The sequence below is a fragment of the Pelomonas sp. Root1237 genome (genome assembly GCF_001425055.1).
Lineage (GTDB): Bacteria > Pseudomonadota > Gammaproteobacteria > Burkholderiales > Burkholderiaceae_C > Pelomonas.
The window spans coordinates 235,165-254,645 of record NZ_LMDK01000016.1 but is presented as its reverse complement, the minus strand read 5'-3'; the positions used below and the strand labels follow the sequence as shown (position 1 = coordinate 254,645).

At 68.5% G+C, this 19,481-nt stretch carries 17 protein-coding genes; 16 read left to right on the top strand and 1 reads right to left on the bottom strand.

What is annotated here, in order from left to right:
* Nucleotides 1–96: 96 nt before the first annotated feature.
* The 13 genes from ASC91_RS13995 to ASC91_RS13935 all read left to right on the top strand — a co-directional run bounded on the left by ASC91_RS13995 (nt 97) and on the right by ASC91_RS13935 (nt 13,230).
* The gene (locus ASC91_RS13995; protein ID WP_162247791.1) at nt 97–1,362 is read left to right on the top strand and encodes a cyanophycinase; all 1,266 of its coding nucleotides are present in this window, start codon (nt 97–99) and stop codon (nt 1,360–1,362) included.
* Entirely contained in the window at nt 1,343–1,735 is a 393-nt protein-coding gene (locus ASC91_RS13990) for a DUF3224 domain-containing protein (protein ID WP_056197709.1), read from the top strand. Before ASC91_RS13995 ends, ASC91_RS13990 begins: the two co-directional genes overlap by 20 nt.
* Nucleotides 1,736–1,761: 26 nt before the next feature.
* Entirely contained in the window at nt 1,762–2,163 is a 402-nt protein-coding gene (locus ASC91_RS13985; RefSeq protein WP_056197707.1) for a hypothetical protein, read from the top strand.
* A 37-nt stretch (nt 2,164–2,200) separates the two neighbouring features.
* A complete protein-coding gene (locus ASC91_RS13980) occupies nt 2,201–2,704 on the top strand; it encodes a YbaK/EbsC family protein (RefSeq protein WP_056197706.1) in 504 nt (167 codons plus the stop codon).
* Nucleotides 2,701–2,928: a DUF1289 domain-containing protein gene (locus ASC91_RS13975; protein WP_056197704.1), complete on the top strand. Its 228-nt coding sequence runs from the start codon at nt 2,701–2,703 to the stop codon at nt 2,926–2,928. Before ASC91_RS13980 ends, ASC91_RS13975 begins: the two co-directional genes overlap by 4 nt.
* Nucleotides 2,925–3,584, top strand: coding sequence for a 2-hydroxychromene-2-carboxylate isomerase (locus tag ASC91_RS13970; RefSeq protein WP_056197702.1), 660 nt, complete (start codon nt 2,925–2,927; stop codon nt 3,582–3,584). Before ASC91_RS13975 ends, ASC91_RS13970 begins: the two co-directional genes overlap by 4 nt.
* A gap of 263 nt (nt 3,585–3,847) precedes the next feature.
* Nucleotides 3,848–5,527, top strand: coding sequence for an MFS transporter (locus tag ASC91_RS13965; protein ID WP_056197700.1), 1,680 nt, complete (start codon nt 3,848–3,850; stop codon nt 5,525–5,527).
* Nucleotides 5,528–5,644: 117 nt separating this feature from the next.
* Nucleotides 5,645–6,697, top strand: a complete 1,053-nt coding sequence (locus ASC91_RS13960) for a LacI family DNA-binding transcriptional regulator (RefSeq protein ID WP_056199551.1) — start codon at nt 5,645–5,647, stop codon at nt 6,695–6,697.
* A gap of 254 nt (nt 6,698–6,951) precedes the next feature.
* Complete coding sequence (locus ASC91_RS13955) at nt 6,952–9,276, top strand: TonB-dependent siderophore receptor (protein ID WP_056197698.1); 2,325 nt, start codon at nt 6,952–6,954, stop codon at nt 9,274–9,276.
* A gap of 5 nt (nt 9,277–9,281) precedes the next feature.
* A complete protein-coding gene (locus ASC91_RS13950; protein ID WP_056197696.1) occupies nt 9,282–10,163 on the top strand; it encodes a PfkB family carbohydrate kinase in 882 nt (293 codons plus the stop codon).
* A 1-nt stretch (nt 10,164) separates the two neighbouring features.
* The gene (locus tag ASC91_RS13945) at nt 10,165–11,478 is read left to right on the top strand and encodes an MFS transporter (RefSeq protein ID WP_056197694.1); all 1,314 of its coding nucleotides are present in this window, start codon (nt 10,165–10,167) and stop codon (nt 11,476–11,478) included.
* The gene (gene gtfA, locus ASC91_RS13940; protein WP_056197691.1) at nt 11,475–12,971 is read left to right on the top strand and encodes a sucrose phosphorylase; all 1,497 of its coding nucleotides are present in this window, start codon (nt 11,475–11,477) and stop codon (nt 12,969–12,971) included. Before ASC91_RS13945 ends, gtfA begins: the two co-directional genes overlap by 4 nt.
* Before the next feature lie 55 nt (nt 12,972–13,026).
* Nucleotides 13,027–13,230: a hypothetical protein gene (locus ASC91_RS13935; RefSeq protein WP_056197689.1), complete on the top strand. Its 204-nt coding sequence runs from the start codon at nt 13,027–13,029 to the stop codon at nt 13,228–13,230.
* A 2-nt stretch (nt 13,231–13,232) separates the two neighbouring features.
* Here the strand turns inward: ASC91_RS13935 and ASC91_RS13930 are convergent, their stop codons facing one another.
* Entirely contained in the window at nt 13,233–14,849 is a 1,617-nt protein-coding gene (locus ASC91_RS13930; protein WP_157281618.1) for a sensor histidine kinase, read from the bottom strand.
* Nucleotides 14,850–15,056: 207 nt separating this feature from the next.
* Here ASC91_RS13930 and ASC91_RS13925 point away from each other — a divergent pair, with 207 nt between their 5' ends.
* From ASC91_RS13925 to ASC91_RS13915, 3 genes are all read left to right on the top strand, one after another.
* Nucleotides 15,057–16,172 carry an ABC transporter substrate-binding protein gene (locus ASC91_RS13925; protein ID WP_235531985.1) on the top strand — a complete coding sequence of 372 codons (1,116 nt, stop codon included), beginning with the start codon at nt 15,057–15,059 and terminating at the stop codon, nt 16,170–16,172.
* A gap of 75 nt (nt 16,173–16,247) precedes the next feature.
* Nucleotides 16,248–17,036 carry an SDR family oxidoreductase gene (locus ASC91_RS13920; RefSeq protein WP_056197683.1) on the top strand — a complete coding sequence of 263 codons (789 nt, stop codon included), beginning with the start codon at nt 16,248–16,250 and terminating at the stop codon, nt 17,034–17,036.
* The gene (locus ASC91_RS13915) at nt 17,036–19,396 is read left to right on the top strand and encodes a penicillin acylase family protein (protein ID WP_082532674.1); all 2,361 of its coding nucleotides are present in this window, start codon (nt 17,036–17,038) and stop codon (nt 19,394–19,396) included. The genes ASC91_RS13920 and ASC91_RS13915 overlap by 1 nt, the downstream gene beginning before the upstream one ends.
* Nucleotides 19,397–19,481: the final 85 nt, after the last annotated feature.

The following is a 19,481-nucleotide window of genomic DNA, read 5'->3' as shown; positions in this document are numbered from 1 at the left end:
CAAGCGTTGCTTTTCCTCGGGCCTGACCCGCTGTCGGATTGCGCGGGAGCCTGCCAAGATGTCGGGCTCGTGAACTGCGCCAGCCCGGCACCCATCTTGCCCAGCCACTCCCCCGTCGGCACCGTCATCGTCATCGGCGGCGCGCTCAAAGCTGACAGCGACGCCGTCTGGCAGCGCATCGTCGACGAGGCCGGGGGCGCCGGTGCGTCCATCGCCGTCTTCCCGACCGCGGCCTATGAGCCCGAGCGCGTTGCGGCCCAGATCGCCGCCGCGCTGGAGCGCTGCGGCGCGCACGCCGAGATCATTCCCGTCGCCCCCAATCTCGAAGCAGGAGATCTGCAGGGAACGCTGCACGATACGGCCCTGATCGCCCGCGTCGCTGCCTGCCGCGCCGTCTTCTTCTCCGGTGGCGCCCAGGAGCTCATCGTCGACACGCTGCAGCCGGGCGGCGAGCCAACGGCCATGCTGGCGGCCATCCGCCAGGTCTTCGAGCGCGGCGGCGTCATCGCTGGCACCAGTGCCGGTGCCGCGGTCATGAGCCGCATGATGTTCCGCGATGCGATGGACAGCCTGGCCGTTCTCAAGGGCCAGTGGCGGGCGGGCCTGGAATACGACCGGGGCCTGGCCTTCCTCGGCCCCGACCTGCTGATCGACCAGCATTTCCTCAAGCGCGGCCGTATCGGCCGCATGCTGCCGGCCCTGCAGTCCCTGGGCTGCCGCCTGGGCCTCGGTGTGGACGAGAACGCGGCCGTCGTCATCAAGGGCGGGCAACTCGAGGTCATCGGCGGCAGCGGCGCCGTCCTTGTCGACCTCGGCGACGCGACACGCGACGCCGCGCTGCCGGCCTTCAACCTGCAGGGCGTGCGCCTGTCCTATCTCGACCATGGCGACTGCCACGACCTGGCCAGCGGCGAGACGACGCCGGCGCCGCACAAGCAGCGCGAGCCCCGCATCGACCCTGGCGCCCCGGACTTCAAGCCGCGCCTGCAGTCCGACCGGTTCTTCCTCGACATCCTCGGCGACGGCTGCATCCTCGGCGCGCTGACGCAGCTGCTGGACGGCCCCGAGCCCGAGGTGGGCGGCCTCGCCTACCGCGCCCGTCCGCACGCCGACGATCCGGCGCCCGACGTCGGCTTCGAGTTCCGGCTGCGCCGTGCCCCCGGCTTCGTAGGCTGGCGCAGTGCCGTCCGCGGCGGCGGCGAGGACTACACGGTGCTGCAGGCCCGACTGGATGTCATCCCCGTGCGGGTCGCCAAGCCACTGTTCACACCCCTCGCCGCCGAGGGGCAGCCCGTGGTCGAATCGGCGTTGGCGAGCCGGCCCGGCTCGAAGGAGAGTGGTGATGGCGACGGTCAGCGGTGAGTTCACGGTGGGGATGACGGCCCAGGCTGCCGAGGCGGCAAGTCCGGCCCTCGGCCGGATGGTGCTGGACAAGCAATATCGCGGCGCTCTCGAGGCCCGTGGCGCCGGCCAGATGCTGGCCACGCACGGCAGCATCGCCGGCTCGGCGGCCTATGTGGCGCTGGAGACCGTGACCGGCAGCCTGGAGGGCCGCGAGGGTAGCTTCGCCCTCGTGCATCACGGCCTGATGGAGCGCGGCACGCCCAGCCTCGCCATCACCGTTGTGCCAGACTCCGGCACCGGTGCACTGGCCGGCCTGGTGGGCCGCATGAACATCCGCGTTGAAGGCCACCAGCATTTCTACGATTTCGATTTCACGCTGCCTGAAGCTTGAAACCTGGCCTGAAGCAAGGAGACACCATGAAGAAGATCCTGCCCCTCATCACCCTGCTGCTGATTGCTGGCGCCGCCCAGGCCACCGACGTCGGTGTGTCGGTGCAGATTGGCCAGCCTGGTTTCTACGGCCGCATCGACATCGGCAACACCGCGCCGCCGCCTGTCATGATGGCTCAGCCTGTCTGGGTGCAGCGCCAACCCGTGCATGTCGCGCCCGTCTATATGCGCATCCCGCCGGGCCACCAGAAGCATTGGGAGAAGCATTGCGCCCAGTACAACGCTTGTGGCGTGCCGGTCTACTTCGTCAAGGAGGACTGGTACCAGGAGCGTTATGCCCGGCCGCAGAACGACAACGACCAGGGCGGGGATCACGGCAAAGGCAAGGGCCACGGCAAGGGGCATGGCAAGGGCAAGGGCCACGACTGATCGAACTGCCGGCGCTGGCCGCGACACAATCGTGGCCATGGCAGACACCGACCCCCGGCCCGAAGGCTTCCAGCGCGTCAGCGCCGCACTTGCGGCCCTGGCCCATCCCCACCGGCCGCTGTGGCTGGACGTTGCGGCCCGCACCGCCCAGGAGGCCGCCGACGCCCTGGGCGTGACCCTGGGCCAGATTGCCAAGTCCGTCGTCTTCCGGCGCAAGGCCGATGACGCGGCCGTTCTCGTCATCACCTCGGGCGACAGGCGTGTCGACGAGGCCAAGCTCAAGCCCCACACGGGCGCTCTGGGCCGCGCCGACGCCGACTTCGTCAAGGCGCGCACCGGCTTCTCCATCGGTGGCGTGTCACCGGCCGGCTTCGCACCCAGTGATGGCGCGGCACCCCCTCAACTCTTCATCGACCGCGAGCTGTTCCGCTTCGACATCATCTGGGCCGCGGCCGGCCACCCGAACGGCGTGTTCAAGCTGACGCCCGGCGAGCTGGAGAAGCTGACGGGCGCGCCCGTCATCGACGTTGTCCAGGCATGAAAGCCGTCGCCGCGTCGCCGTGCGTGAACGTCTGCCAGATGGACGCGGCCAGCGGCTGGTGCCGCGGCTGCGGGCGCAGCATCAATGAGATTGCCGGCTGGGGCGGAGCGCCCGAGACCGTGCAGCGCCACATCCTCGACCAGTTGCCCGAGAGGCGCGTCGAAATGCATCGCCACGGCCTTTGGCTGGGGCCCTGGCCCCACAGCGAGGAACAGGACCGATGAAGCAGCTGACCTTCTATTTCGACCCCATCTCGCCCTACGCGGCCCTGGGCTTCGAGGCCCTGCCCGAAGCGCTGGCGGGCCACAGCGTCGAGGTCGTCTACCGGCCCATCCTGTTCGCGGCGCTGCTGCAGGCCCTGGGCCAGAAGGGCCCGGCCGAGATCGAGGCCAAGCGGCGCTGGACCTTCCGCCAGGTGGCCTGGCTGGCGCATGCCCACGGCCTCGTGCTGGATCCGCCGGCCCAGCATCCCTTCAACCCCTTGCCGCTGCTGCGGCTGGCCTGGGCCTGTACGGCGCCGCAAGGGCAGCCGGGCGACACGCCGGGGCGCTGGGTCGTCGAGCAGCTGTTTCATCACGTCTGGCGTGGCGCCGGTGCCGACGCCAGTGACGCCGCCCGCATCGCCGCGCTGACCGAACGCCTTGCGCCCGCGCAGGATCCGGCCGGCGAGCCCGTCAAGCAGCGCCTGCGCAGCGAGACCGAGGCGGCACTGGCCCTGGGCGTCTTCGGCGTGCCGACCGTCGAGTTCGAAGGCCGGCTGTTCTGGGGCCAGGATGCGCTGCCGATGCTGCGTGCTGCGCTGGACGGCGACCCCTGGTTTCGCAGCGGCATTTGGGAATCAGCGGCCCAGGCCCGGCCCGGCATCACCCGGAAACACTGAGCGCGGACCAAGAACAAGCCCTGCGGCTTGTTCGACGCCTCGCGAAGGACTGCCTGCATGCAGGCCGGCAGACATGATTCAAAACGTCTCAGGATTTACCCGCGAGGGTCATCTGATCTCGCATTGAGAAATGCTGACTGCGGGTTCCTGCGGAGTTTGTCAGCCTCGATTCAGACTGGCGTCAGAACACGGTCAGAGGCGGTGTGAATAGTCGCGGTGAGGGAAGCCTGTGGGGCGGCCCGACAACTGATGGAGACATATCAATGGCAACTGCGACTTCGACGGCCGCGACGCCGATGACCAAAGAGGAGAAGAAGGTCATCTTCGCCTCCTCGCTGGGCACGGTGTTCGAGTGGTACGACTTCTACCTTTACGGTTCGCTGGCGGCCGTCATCGCCAAGCAGTTCTTTGCCGGCCTGGATCCCAGCGCGGCCTTCATCGCCTCGCTGATGGCCTTTGCCGCCGGCTTCATCGTGCGCCCCTTCGGCGCGCTGGTGTTCGGCCGCCTCGGCGACATGATCGGCCGCAAGTACACCTTCCTGGTCACCATCCTGATCATGGGCCTGTCGACCTTCATCGTCGGCGTGTTGCCCACCTACGCGACCATCGGCGCCGCGGCCCCGGTCATCCTGGTCGGCCTGCGTCTGCTGCAGGGCCTGGCCCTCGGCGGTGAGTACGGCGGTGCCGCCACCTACGTGGCCGAGCATGCCCCTCACGGCAAGCGTGGCGCCTACACCTCGTGGATCCAGACGACGGCGACGCTGGGCTTGTTCCTGTCGCTGATGGTCATCCTCGGCGTGAAGAACTCGATGTCGGACAAGGACTTCGGCGAATGGGGCTGGCGCATTCCCTTCATCGTGTCGATCCTGCTGCTGGGCGTTTCGGTGTGGATTCGCCTGTCGATGAACGAATCGCCCGCCTTCCAGAAGATGAAGGCGGAGGGCAAGACCTCCAAGGCACCGCTGTCCGAATCCTTCGGCCAGTGGAAGAACCTGAAGATCGTGCTGCTGGCGCTCTTCGGCCTGGTGGCCGGCCAGGGCGTGGTCTGGTATTCGGGCCAGTTCTACGCGCTGTTCTTCCTGACGTCGGTGCTCAAGGTGGACCTCACCTCGGCCAACATCTGGATCGCCATCTCGCTGCTGCTGGGCACGCCCTTCTTCGTCATCTTCGGCACGCTGTCGGACAAGATCGGCCGCAAGCCCATCATCATGGCCGGCCTGCTGCTCGCCGCGCTGACCTACTTCCCGCTGTTCAAGGCCCTGACCGCTGCGGCCAACCCCGACCTCGCCAAGGCCCAGGAGACCGCCAAGGTCACGCTGACCACCAACATGGCCAGTTGCTCCTTCCAGGGCAGCCCGCTGGCACGCGAGGTGGACTTCACCAGCGCCTGCGACATTGCCAAGCGTGCTCTGGCCCAGTCGTCGGCCAGCTCCGAGACCATCGAGGCTCCCGCAGGTGCACCAACGGTCGTGAAGGTCGGCGAAAAGGAAATCGCCGTCCCGACCGCCACCAAGCTGACCGAGCACAAGTTCGACGAAGCCAGTACCAAGGCCATCGCCGGCTTCAAGAAGGAGCTGGGCGAAGCGATGAAGGCTGCCGGCTATCCGGCCAAGGCCGACATGGCCAAGGCCAATGTGCCGATGGTCATTGCCATCCTGTTCGTGCTGGTGCTGTACGTGACCATGGTCTACGGCCCGATCGCGGCCATGCTGGTGGAGATGTTCCCGACCCGCATCCGCTACACCTCGATGAGCCTGCCGTACCACATCGGCAACGGCTGGTTCGGCGGCATGCTGCCCTCCATCACCTTCGCGATGGTGGCGCAGAACGGCAACATCTATCACGGCCTCTGGTACCCCATCATCATCGCGGCGGCGACCTTCGTCATCGGCGTGCTGTTCGTGCGCGAGACCAAGGACGTGGACATCTACGCCCGCGACTGATCATGTTTTTCCCGGGGAGTTCCCGGGATGTCTACACGAGGCCGGCTTCATGCCGGCCTTTTTCGTTCTGGCTAGCCCTGCTTGTCGATGGCAGTCTGCCCTGCGACGATGCCGCTGATGCCCAAGTCCAAAGACCCTTCTGACAGCAGCGCCGGTGAGCAACGCCGGCTGCAGATGGTCGACATCGCCCGCCTGGCCGGCGTGTCGGTGTCCACCGTGTCACGGGCCTTGAACGGCAGCGAGCTCGTCAACGCCGAGACGCGCCAGCGCGTCGCCGAACTGGCGCGCTCGCTGAACTACTCGATCAACTTCGGCGCGCGCAACCTGCGCCTGCAGGAGAACAAGACGGTGGCCGTCGTCGTGCCCTACGACGCCAAGTCCCGCCAGCACATCTCCGACCCCTTCTTCCTGTCCATCGTCGGCTCCATCGCCGACGCGCTGACCGACCGCGGCTACGACGTGCTGCTGTCGCGCGTCGACGCCGAGCGGCTGGACCTGGCCTCGCACTGGTTCGACTCCGGCAAGGCCATTGGCGTCGTCCTCATCGGCCAATGGCGCCACCACGACCAGCTCAACGACATGGCCGCGCGCAAGCTCCCGCTGGTCGTCTGGGGCGGCGAGATGCCGCAGCAGCTCTACTGCAGCGTGGGTGGCGACAACGTGCTGGGCGGCACGCTGGCCGCGCGTCATCTGCTGCAACTGGGCCGGCGCCGCATCGCCTTCGTGGGCGACGCCAATCTGCCCGAGGTCTGGCTGCGCCGCCAGGGCTACGCCCAGGCGCTGCGTGAGGCGGGCCTGGACGTCGACCCCGCGCTGGAGCTGGCCGCGCCCTTCGAGCCCGGCGTGGCGACCGAAGTGCTGCGCGAGTTCTGTTCTGCACAGCGTGGCTTCGACGGCGTCGTCTGCTGCAGCGACGTGCTGGCGCTGCTGACCATCCAGGCCTTGCGCGCCGTGGGCCGCAGCGTGCCGGGCGATGTGGCTGTCATCGGCTACGACGACATGCCGTTGGCCGCCTACTGCGACCCGCCGCTGACCACCGTCCACCAACCGGTGGCCGAAGCGGGTGCTGAGCTGGTGGAAGCACTGCTGGGCCAGCTGCGTGGCGAACGCGCCGGGCCGCGCACGATGCCGGTCTACCTGACGCTGCGCGAGAGCGCTCCCCACGCCTGACGGCAGCACCCTGACCGCGCGGCCCGCGCCGCCCGGTCAGCGCAGCTGTGGGCCGAAGCACGGCTGCCTATCGTTTTCATTCGGTCAAATATCAGTACCAATGATGTTTGTCGAATACGTGTTTCTACTGAAATGCAATCGATTGCAAAACAAACGACGGCGACGCAGAATGGCGGCACGGATCGGCGCTCGACAGGGCGGCCAAGCCGCTTCGCCCCGCAGAGGGCGCTCAAACACCGACACCAGGAGACTCCATGCCCAGCCCCCATCCGACCGCCGCGCGGTCCAGCCGCCGCCCGTCTCTGCAACCCCTGTCCGCCGCCGTGGCCCTGGCGCTGTTGAGCGTGGCCGCGCAAGGCCAACAGGTCGCCGCTACCGCCGCTGAATCGGCCGATGGACTCAAGCTCGACGCCGTCGTCGTCACTGGCACTTCGACGGCCAAGTCCAAGATGCGCTCCAGCGTGGCCATCTCGACCATCGAGAGCGAAGGCGTCGCGGCCGTCACCGCCGCCAGTGCGACGGACCTGCTGCGCGGCGTGCCCGGCATCCGCGCCGAGGCCAGCGGCGGTGAGTCCAACGCCAACGTCGCCGTGCGCGGCATCCCGGTCTCGGCGGGCGGCGCGCGCTACATCCAGTTCCAGGAGGACGGGCTGCCCGTGCTGCAGTTCGGCGACATCGCCTTCGCCACGCCCGACACCTGGATGCGCGCCGACGCCGGCTTCGAGCGCCTGGAGGTCGTGCGCGGCGGTTCGGCCGCGCTGCTGGCCACCGGTGCGCCCGGCGGCATCATCAACTTCATCGGCAAGACCGGCCTGGAGCCCGGTGGCAGCCTGCAGCTGACCAAGGGCCTGGACTTCGACCAGACCCGCGTCGACTTCGGCTACGGCGGTCGCCTGGCGGCCAAAACGCGCTTTTTCATCGGCGGCTTCTACCGCGTGGGCGACGGCGGCCGCAAGGGTGCCGACGGCACCGAGAACGGCGGTCAGGTGCGCGCCAACGTCACCTTCGAACTGGAGGGCAAGAGCTATGTGCGCTTCAGCGTCAAGCACCTGGACGACCACAGCCCGACCTTCATGCCCACGCCGGTGAAGTACGTGAACGGCAGCATCCAGGAGATTCCCGGCCTGGACCCGCGCCGCGCCGCCTTCTACGACGTCGCCTGGCCGCTGGACAGCACGCTGACCAACACCAACAGCCGCGCCACCAGCAACATCCGCGATGGCCTTTCGGCCAAGAGTGATGCCTTTGGCGCCGAGATGGACCTCGACGCTGGCGGGGGCTTCCGCCTGCAGAACAAGTTCTCGTGGAGCCGCAACTCGGGCCGCTTCATCGGCATCTTCCCGGGCGACGACGTGGCCGCCGCGCCGGCCGGCACCACCCTGGCCACCGGCCCCGATGCCGGCGCGGCCTTCACGGGCAACAAGTTCACCGCCGTCGTCTTCAACACCAAGGTCGACAACGCCGGCCTGATGGCCAACGACCTGAAGTTCTCGCGTGACTTTGACCTCGGCGCGGGCACCAAGTTCAGCGCCGTGGCAGGGCTCTACACCTCGGTGCAGAAGCTGGACCTGACGTGGAACTTCAACCAGTACTCGCTGTCGGCCAGCCAGGACGGCGCCCGCGTGCTGAACGTGCCTGGCGTCGTCAACGGCTCGCCGGGGTTTGGCGGCTGCTGCAGCAACACACAGGACAGCAAGTACACGACCAACGCGCCCTACGTGGTGCTGAACTACGAGGCCGGCCCGCTGTCGGCCGACATCGGTGTGCGCCGCGACAACCAGAAGGCCAGCGGCGCCTACTACCAGTCCAACGCCGGCGTCAGCTACGACCTGACCAAGCCCAACGCCATTGATTACGACTTCGGCCACACCTCGTATTCGCTGGGTGGCAACTATGCGCTGAGCAAGGATCTGTCCGTCTTCGCCCGCTATTCCGACGGCGCTGCCTACAACGCCGACCGCATCACCTTCTTCAACAACCCCAACCTCGTCAACGGCAAGAGCCCGACCATCCCGACCAACAAGGTCAAGCAGGCGGAAGCCGGCGTGAAGATCCGCGGCGGTGGCATGAGCCTGTTCGCCACGCTCTTCCACGCCAAGACCGACGAGGTCAACGTCGACGTGACGACCAACCCCATCGTTGCCAAGGCCAACAGCTACCGCAGCAATGGCCTGGAGCTGGAAGGCTCGGCCCGTTTCGGCGTCGTCAGCGTGCTGGGCGGCCTGACTTACACCGACGCGAAGCAGGCCGACGGCCGGGCTCCCAAGCGCCAGGCCAAGGTCGTCTACCAGCTCACGCCCACGGTCAACCTCAACGATGCACTGAGCTTCGGCGTCAGCATCGTCGGCACGTCCAAGAGCCTGGACGATGGCCCCACCGGTGCGCTGACCATCACGCTGCCGGCCTACACCGTCGTCAACGCGTTTGCCAGCTACGCGCTCACCGACCGCGCGACGCTCTCGCTGGCGGCCAACAACCTCTTCAACGAGCTGGCCTACACCGAGAGCAACGACGGCCGCGGCGCCGCGCGTGCCTACACGGGCCGCACCGTGAAGGCCTCGCTGCGCTACAGCTTCTGAGCGCGATGAGTCCCATCCTGGTACTGGGCGAGGCCCTCGTGGACGAGTTCCACGACGGCCCGGTCGCCGGGGGCGCGCCCTTCAACGTGGCGCGCTCGCTGGCCGCGTTGGATGTGCCGCTGCGCTTCGTCAGTCGCGTCGGTGCCGATGATGCGGCCGGCCGCCTCGTGCTGGAAAGTGCAGCGCGCTACGGCCTCGCCATCGACGGCATCCAGCGCGATACGACCCGTGCGACTGGACGCGTCAGCGTGCATGAGGATGCGGGCGGCGGCCACCGCTTCGAGATCCATACCGACGCGGCCTGGGACCACCTCGAAGCGCCGGCCGTGGGTGACGCCGGCATCGTCTACTTCGGCAGCCTGGCCCAGCGCCACGCCGTCTCGCGTGCAGCCATCCGCGCCACGGTCAAGCGCATGGCCGGCCCGCGTCTGCTGGATCTCAATCTGCGCCCCGGCACCGACACGCCCGAACTGGCCGCTGAAGTGTTGATGCTGGCCGACTGGGTCAAGCTCAACGAGGACGAACTCGGCTGCCTGCTCACCTGGTTCGAGCCCACGCTGCCGGCGCTGATGGCCCGCTTTGCGCTGCAAGGCCTGGTGCTGACGCGCGGCGCCGCCGGCTACGTGCTGCACGGCGAGCACGGCCGCGTGCTGGCGACAGGCGAGGGCGTGGCCCAGCCGGCTTTCGTCGACAGCGTCGGCGCCGGCGACGGCTTCACGGCGGTGTTGCTGGCCGGGCTGGCGCTGGGTCGTGACCTGGGTGCGACCCTGCACCTGGCCAACCGTTACGCCGCGATGATCTGCGGCGTGCGCGGTCCGCTGCCGCCAGACCCGGCAGCGCTGGCCCCCTGGCGCGAGGCCTTGCACGCGCTGCCGGCCGAGGAATGAGATGAACAAGCCCCACCTGTCGCCGCATTTGTCGTTCACGCAGATCGTGAACATGAACATCGGCTTCCTCGGCATCCAGTTCAGCTTCGGCCTGCAGCAGGCCAACATGAGCCCGATCTACCAGATGCTGGGCGCTGACGGCAAGAGCCTGCCCTACCTCTGGCTGGCAGGCCCTATCACCGGCCTGCTGGTGCAGCCCGTCATTGGCGCCATGAGCGACCGCACGACCCACCGCCTGGGCCGGCGCACGCCTTATTTCCTCATCGGCGCGCTGATCTGCTCGCTGGGCCTGCTGGCCATGCCCTTCAGCCCTGCGCTGTGGTTCGCGGCCGGCCTGCTGTGGATCCTGGACGCCGCCAACAACGTGACGATGGAGCCCTACCGCGCCTACGTCAGCGACCGGCTTCGCGAAGAGCAGCACGCCAGCGGCTTTCTCACGCAGGCCTCGTTCACCGGCCTGGCGCAGACGCTGGCCTATCTGACGCCCAGCCTGCTGGTCTTCTTCGGCATGAACAAGGACGCCTTGGGCGCCAACGGCATCCCGGTCGTCACGACGCTGGCCTTCGTCATCGGCGCGCTGCTGTCGTTCACGACGGTGTGGTGGTCGGTGCGCCGGGTGCCGGAGCTGCCATTGCCGGCTGAAGAGATCGCCCGCCTGCGTGCGCTGCCCCATGGCCTGGGCGCGACGCTCACCGAGATATGGGCCGCGCTGCGCGGCATGCCCGCCACGATGCGGCGGCTGTGGTGGATGGCGCTGTTCCAGTGGTACGGAATGATGTGCTACTGGATCTACATCGTGCCGACGCTGGCCGCGACGGTCTTCGGCACGGACGACCCGCACAGCGCCGGCTTTCGCGACGCGGCGTTGCTCAACGGACAGGTCGGCGGCTTCTACAACGCCGTCGCCTTCGTTGCCGCCTTCGCGATGGTGCCGTTCACCAAACGACTTGGCGCGAAATGGGTCCATGCCTTCGCACTCGCCTGTGCGGCCGCCGGCATGTGGGCGCTGCCCGGCATCCATGACAAGACCTGGCTCTTCCTGCCCATGGTCGGCATTGGCCTCGCCTGGGGTTCCATCATGGGCAACCCCTATGTGCTGCTGGCCGGCAGCATCCCGCCCGAGCGCGCCGGTGTCTACATGGGCATCTTCAACATGTTCATCGTCATCCCCATGCTGATCCAGGCGGTGACCCTGCCCTTGTTCTACGACAGCCTGCTGGGCGGCCGGCCCGAGAACGTCATCCGCCTCGCCGGCGTGCTGCTGGCGCTCGCCGCGCTGTGCGTGCTGGCGGTCAAAAGTCCCAAGTCCCCATGAAGAACCAAGTCCAGCTCATCACCTATGTCGACCGCCTCGGCGGCGAGCGCGACGGCGCCGACCTGGCACGGCTGCGCAAGCTGCTCTGTGAGCCGGGCTCGCCGCTGCACGGCGTGTTCGGTGGCGTGCACCTGCTGCCGTTCTTCCATGCCATCGATGGCGCCGACGCCGGCTTCGACCCCATCGACCACACGCAGGTTGACCCGCGCCTGGGCAACTGGGATGACATCAAGGCGCTGACCAAGGATCTGGACGTGATGGCCGACGTCATCGTCAACCACATGTCCAGCGAGTCGCCGCAGTTCCTCGACTACGCCGAGAAGGGCGAGGTCTCGGCCTACGCGGGCCTGTTCCTGACGCTGGACGCCGTCTTCCCGGAGGGCGCCAGCGAGCGAGACCTGCTGGCCGTCTACCGCCCCCGCCCCGGCCTGCCGCTTACCTATGCCACGCTGAAGAACGGTGAGCGCCGCATCCTGTGGACGACCTTCACTGCCGCGCAGGTGGACATCGCCGTGCGCCACCCCCAGGGCCGCGCCTACCTCGCTGGCATCCTGCGCACCTTTGCCAGCAACGGCATTCGCATGGTGCGGCTGGACGCCGTCGGCTACGCCATCAAGAAGGCCGGCGGCAGCTGCTTCATGATGGCCGAGACCTTCGACTTCATCGCCGAGTTCGCGGGCGAAGCGAGGGCGCTGGGCATCGAGGTGCTCGTCGAGATCCACGCCTATCACCAGCGCCAGATCGAGATCGCTGCCAGGGTCGACTGGGTCTACGACTTCGCGCTGCCGCCACTGGTGCTGCACGCCTTCAACTTCCACACCGCCGCCGCGCTGAAGCGCTGGATCGACATCCGCCCGACCAACGCGCTGACCGTGCTCGACACCCACGACGGCATCGGCATCATCGACATCGGTGCCGACGCGAGCGACCGCGCGGCCCACCCCGGCCTCGTGCCACCCGCGGAGCTGGACGCGCTGGTGGAGCGCATCCACGCGGCCAGCGGCGGCGAGAGTCGGCGCGCCACCGGGGCCGCGGCCAGCAATCTCGACCTCTACCAGGTCAACTGCAGCTTCTTCGACGCGATGGGCCGCAACGAGACGGCCTATCTGCTGGCCCGTGCCATCCAGTTCTTCCTGCCCGGCGTGCCGCAGGTCTATTACGTCGGCCTGCTGGCCGGCCACAACGACATGGCCCTGCTGGCACGCACGCAGGTCGGCCGCGACATCAACCGCCATCACTACAGCGAAGGTGAGATCGCGCGCGACTGCGAACGCCCCGTGGTGCGCCGGCTCATCGAGTTGATCAGGCTGCGCAACCAGCACCCGGCGTTCTGCGGCGAGTTCCGCGTCGAGCCCAGTGGCGACGACGAGTTGCACCTGCGCTGGCAGCAGCACGGCGAGTGGGCGGCGCTGCGCGTCAACTTTCGCGACCTCACCCACGAGTTGAGCTACAGCGGCGAGGGCGGTCGCCGGGAGACCTTCGCCTTCAGTTGAGCGTCAGCCTCGGCCGCCAGAATGCGCCGCAGTACAAACCTGTGGAGACCCGAGCATGTGGAAGTTGATCGTCGGCTTTATCGCTTTTGCCGCGCTGGCGCTTTTCATCCTGACCAAGAGCGGCGGCAACATCGACCTGAGCGGTGAGAAGCATGACGTGACGGGTGGACACGAGCCTGCCGCTTCTGCAGCGGCTTCGGCCGCCGTCGCCGCTGCGGTCGAGGCGGCGTCCGCCCCGGCCTCTGGCGCGTCGCAGTAAGCCTATGCCGGCTCGCCGCTGGCGCGTTGCGGTGCGTTGAGCGGCAGCCGCATCAGCATCTGCGTGCCTTCGCCCGGCGAGGAGCGCACCTCGATCTGGCCGCCCAGCACATTGGTCACGATGCTGTGCACGATGTGCATGCCCAGACCCGAGCCGCCGGTGCCCAGCTTGGTGGTGAAGAAGGGGTCGAAGATGCGCCGCCGCACGGACTCGTCCATGCCGCGGCCATCGTCCGTCACGCTGAGCTCGACCTGCTCTTCGTCCAGCGCCGCGCAATAGACCTTGACGTGCCCCTGTGCCGCGCTGTCGAAGCCGTGCAGCAGCGCGTTCATCAGCAGATTGGTCAGCACCTGGCCGAGCGCGCCGGGATAGCTGTTCATCACCAGGCCATGGCAGAGCTCGGTGTCGATGACGAAGGGCGTGTGCTTGAAGCTGGGCTCGACCATGACGAGCACGTCCTCGACGACCTTGGCCAGGTCGAAGTCGCGCCTGAGGTCGGCCGTCTGGTCGATGGCCACCTGCTTGAAGTCGCGCACCAGGTCGGCGGCCTTCTGCACGTTGCGCTGCAGGATGTCCTGGCCGCGCCGCGTGTCGCGCGCCAGTTCCTCCAGTGTGCTGCGGCGCATCTGCACGCTGCCCGACAGCATGGCCTCGAGCTGCTTGTAGCGGTCGTCCAGGGCCGACACCACGGTCAGTGCATTGCCCAGCGGCGTGTTCAGCTCATGGGCAACGCCCGCCACCAGGCGGCCTAGCGACGCGAGCTTCTCCGACTCGACCAGCTCGCGCTGCGCCTTCTGCAGCGTTTCCAGCGCCTCGGACAGTTCGGCATTGCTGGTCGTCAGCTCGGCCGTGCGCTGGGCCACGGTCTCTTCCAGGTTCACGTTGTGCTGGCGCAGCGCCTCGAAGGCCGACAGCAAGGCCTGGCGCATGCGCTCCATCGCCACGCCCACGCGTGCGATCTCGTCGGCGCCGGCCACACGCAAAGGCTGGTCCAACCGCCCGGCCGCCAGCGCCTCGGCTGAGCCGGTCAACTCGGTCATGGGCCGCATCACATAGCGCTGCAGCACCCACAGCATCAGTGCCAGCGACAGTGTCAGCGTCAGCATGCTGCGCCAGACCGTGCGCCAGACCTCGGCCTGCTTGGCCTGCAGCAGCGGCGCGGCGCTCATGCGAACGGTCAGCTTGGCGATCTCGCGGCCGTCGCGCTGGATGGGCCGGGTCTGGCTCAGCACCAGATCGCTGTCGCCCTGCTCGCCAGCGCGCTGCTGCGACAGGAAGGGGGCCGATGACGCCGGCTCGACGACCTGCACCGACACGAAGCGTGGATCGTCCATCTGCGCCTTGACCATGGGGTCAGCCAGGTCCGGCGAGACCTGCCAGACCGGCTCGGCCAGCGACAGGGCCATCACCTCGGTGGCGCGTGACAGGTCGCGCTTCAAGTCCTCCATCGCGGTGGCGCGGGTCTTCTGGCCGTCATAGAGCAACACGGCCGTTGTCGGCAGCAGCAGCCCCAGCAGCAGGGCCAGCACGACGGCGAAGGTCAGGGAACTGCGCTGCCAACCGTATGCAGGTGCGGGCGTGCGGGGCAAGGCGATAGGCGGCAAGGGGCTTTCCGGCATGGGCGGCGCGGAGACGAGCGCTGGCAGCGCGAACACGGCACCGAGGCGGCCAGAGTGTAGGCCCGCCAAAAGCGGTGCAAATGCGCATTCAGACCCGGTGGAGGGCGGGTTTTTCCTGGGGGAGAGGGGCTGCTGGGGGCGGGGGGGCTGGCCCCACAATCCGCGGCCATAAACGCGCCCCGGTGGCGCTTGTCCTGGAGAAAAACAGTGAAGCGTTGGGTTGGCCTGGCGGCCTTGTTCGCTGCCTGTATTGGTATGAATGGCGCATTCGCGCAAAGCACCCTGCGCATCGGCATGGTGGCGGGCTTTTCAGGGCCCGTGGCCGGCATCGTGCAGGAGAGCGCCGAGGGGGCGAAGCTGTACTTCGACTCGGTCAATGCGCAGGGCGGCATCAAGGGCCAGAACATCGAGCTCGTCACGCAGGACGACAAATACGACCCGGCGACCGCCGTGGCCGCTGCCAAGTCCCTGGCCAGCCAGGGTGTGCTGGCGCTGATGCTGAGCCGTGGCACCGGCCCGACCGAGGCTCTGCTGCCCGTGCTGAAGGAGAACAAGCTGCCGCTGATCGCGCCCGCCACTGGCGCCATCAGCCTGCGCGAGCCGGTCCAGCCCTGGGTCTACCACTTGCGCGCCAGCTACCAGAAGGAGGCCGAACGCGCGGTCAAGCACCTGGCCGGCATTGGCGTCAAGCGCATCACCATCGTGCAGGTCAACGACCCCTTCGGCAATGACGCCGGCAAGGGCGCCATCAAGGGCCTGGACGACATCAAGCTGCGCGCCATGTCCAACCTGCGCTTTGACCGCAACAAGCCCGATCTCGCACCGACGATGCAGGCCATCGCCAAGGCCGGCATCGAGGCCGTCGTGCTGATCGGGCCGGCCTATGCGGTTGTGGAGGGCGTGCAGGCGCTGCGCGCGGCCGGCTCCACGGCGCACGTGGCCACGCTGTCCAACAACGCCTCGGCCGATTTCGTGAAGGCGCTGGGCAATGACAGCCGTGGGGTCATCGTGACCCAGCTCTTCCCCTACGAGCGCTCGACGGCCAACCTGATGGTGCGGGAGGCGCTGAGCCTGGCCAAGTCCGCCGGCCGCAACGAGCTGACGCCGGCCCATGTTGAAGGCTTTGCCGCGGCGAAACTGATCGTCGAAGCCCTCAAGCGCACACCGGGCAAGGAGATCAGCCGCGACAGCCTGGCCAAGGCGCTGGACGGCGCCCGCATCGACCTGGGCGGTCTGCAGGTGCACTACTCCGAGAAGGAGCACAGCGGCCTGGAGTACACCGACGTGTCCATCGTGGGCGAGGACGGCAAGTTCAAGCGCTGAACTCGGCGCGCAGCACCCTCGACCGCGCGATGATGCGGGCCTGTCAAGGCGGCGCATGGCGATCGAGGAGCTGACATGGATCTGGGTTTGAAAGGCCACTGGGCGCTGGTCTGTGCGGCGAGCAAGGGCTTGGGCCGAGGCTGTGCCGAGGCGTTGGTGGGTGAGGGCGTCAACGTCGTCATCACGGCGCGCGGCGAAGCCGAGCTGCTGGCGACAGCTGATGCGCTGCGGGCCCTGAACCCTGACGCCGAGGTGCGCGCGGTGGCCGGCGACATTGCCACTCCCGAAGGCCGAGCAGCGGCGCTCGCGGCCTGCCCGCGGGTGGACATCCTCATCAACAACGCCGGCGGCCCGCCGCCCGGGGATTTCCGCGACTGGGGCCGCGAGCAGTGGATCGCCGCGCTGGACGCCAACATGCTGGCACCCATCGAGCTCATCAAGGCGACGGTGGACGCGATGGCGGCGCGCGGCTTCGGTCGCATCGTCAACATCACCTCGGGCGCGGTTAAAGCGCCCATCGACACGCTGGGTCTGTCCAACGGCGCGCGTTCCGGCCTGACGGGTTTCGTCGCCGGCGTGGCCCGCCAACCGCGCCTGGCCGGCGCCAACGTGACGATCAACAACCTGCTGCCGGGTGCCTTCGATACCGACCGGCTGAAGAAGGGCTTCGCCGCCGGCGCCGCCAAGGCGGGCGTCAGCGCGGATGAACTGGCGGCCAGGCGCCGCGCGGCCATTCCGGCGCGGCGCTTCGGCAACGCCGCCGAGTTCGGCGCCATCTGCGCCATGCTGTGCAGCGCCCAAGCCGCCTACCTGACGGGCCAGAACATCTTGCTCGACGGCGGCGGCTACCCGGGGACATTCTGATGAGGTGGCTCAAGCGCATCCTCCTTGCCCTGCTGGCCCTCATGCTGCTGCTCGCTCTGGCGCTGTGGCTGACGCTGCGTGGCAGCCTGGCCCAGCTCGACGGTGAACGTGCCATCGCCGCCCTGAGTGCGCCGGCCGAGTTGCAGCGCGACGCGCGCGGCTACCTGACCATCACGGCCGAGAACCGCCTGGACGTGGCCCGGGCCCTGGGCTTCGCACACGCTCAGGAGCGCTTCTTCCAGATGGACCTGATGCGCCGCAACGCGGCTGGCGAGCTGTCCGCGCTGGTGGGCGCGAAGGCGCTGCCGCTGGACAAGTCGCGCCGCCTGCATCGCTTCCGCCACCGTGCTGAAGCCGGCATCGCGGCCTTGGCCGCAGATGAGCGCGCGCTGCTGGACGCCTACGTGAGCGGCGTCAACGCTGGCCTGGCCGGCCTCGGCGCACGCCCGCCCGAATACCTGCTGCTGCGCCAGCAACCCCAGCCCTGGGTCGCGGCCGACACCGTCCTCGTCGCCTATGGCATGTACCTCGACCTGCAGGGCGCCCAGGGCCGCGACGACGTCGCCACGGGCTTGCTGCGCGAGGCCGTGCCGGACGACTGGTATGCCTTCCTGACTCAGCACAGCGCCGACTGGCAGGCCGCCATGGACGACAGCCGCGTGACTGCCGTGCCCCTGCCAGCGGGGCCGCTGCCGGCCGCATTGCGCGCTGCCAAGACGGCCTGCAGCGACTGCAGCCTGCGTGACGCCCGTGACATCGGCAGCAACAACTTCGCCGTCGCGGCCGCGCATGGCACCGGCGGGCGGGCCATCCTGGCCGACGACATGCACCTGGGCCTGCGCTCGCCCGGCACCTGGTTCAAGGCGCGCATGAAGTGGAAGGACGCGGCCGGCAGCCATGACGTGGCTGGGGTGACCCTGCCCGGCGCGCCGCTGCTGGTCGTCGGCAGCAATGGCCACGTGGCCTGGGGTTTCACGAACACGACCTCCGACTGGGCCGATGTCGTCGCGTTGAAGCTCAACGCGGCTGGCACGCACTACCTGGCTGGCGGCGCTGAGAAGCCGCTGCAACGTGCCGTCGAGCGCATCGAGATCGCGGGCGAGGCCCCGGTCGACCATGTCGTGCTGGAAAGCGAATGGGGCCCCGTCATGCCTCAAAAGGCAGCGAGCGGGCAGGCCTATGCGCTGCGCTGGGTGGCCCATGACCACGAGGGCATGAATTTGCGCCTGATGCACATGGAGACAGCCGCCAATGTCGACGAGGCCGTGCAACTGGCCGCGGGCGCCGGCATGCCGGCCCAGAACCTGCTGGTGGCCGACGCCGGCGGGCGCATCGCCTGGACCGTCATCGGCGCGATGCCCAAACGCGTCGGCGCCGAGGATATGGACCGCCCCCAGGACTGGAGCGACGGTCGCTCGCGCTGGCAGGGCTATCTTGGCGCGGCCGAGCAGCCGCGCATCGTCGACCCGGCCGACGGGCGGCTGTGGACGGCCAATTCGCGCATGGTCGGTGGCGAGGCGATGAAGCTGCTCGGCAACGGTGGCTGGGATCTCGGCGCCCGCGCCCAGCAGATCCGCGATGACCTGCGCGCCCAGGACAAGTTCGACGAGGCCGGCCTGCACGCCATCCAGCTCGACCACCGCGCGCTCTTCCATCAGCGCTGGCGCAAGCTGCTGCTGGAGCAGGTGCTGACGCCCGACTTCGTGGCCAACAACGGCCTGGCGGACTATCGCGCCGAGGTCGAGAAGGGCGCCGACGCAGCCCGCCCGGACGCGGTCGGTTATCTGCTCGTGCGCTCCTTCCGGTTGCAGGCGCTGAAAAACGTCTTCGACCCGCTGGCTGGCTTGCTGGAAGCGCAAGGCGCGAAGCTGTCCGACCTGAAACTGGTGCCCGAGACGCCCGGCTGGGCGCTGATCCAGGCGGCGCGGCCTGACACCCTGCCAGGCAGCTTCAAGACCTGGCCCGAGCTCCTGCAGCGCGCCGCGCTCGACAGCCGCAAGGAGCTGCTGAGCAAATACGGCAGCCTCGCCGCAGCCACCTGGGGCGCCGACAACCCCACCAGCGTGCGCCACCCGCTGAGCGTCGCCGTGCCGGCGCTCACAAGCTGGCTGGACCAGGCCTCCCAGGGCATGGCCGGCGACAGCCACATGCCACGCGTGCACAACCACGGCCATGGCCAGAGCGAGCGCATGGTGGTGTCGCCCGGCCATGAGGAAAGCGGCATCCTCGTCATCCCGGGTGGCCAGAGCGGCCACCCGATGTCGCCCTTCTACCGGGGCGACCATGCCGCCTGGCTGGCCGGCGAGGCCCTGCCTTTCCTGCCCGGCGAGACCGTGCACCGACTCGTGCTGCGCCCCTGATCCAGGCGACCCTATTCCCGCGGAATGGGGACGCCAGCCGAACCGCCCGCTGGGCACAATCCCTGTCACCCGATAACGAAGCGAG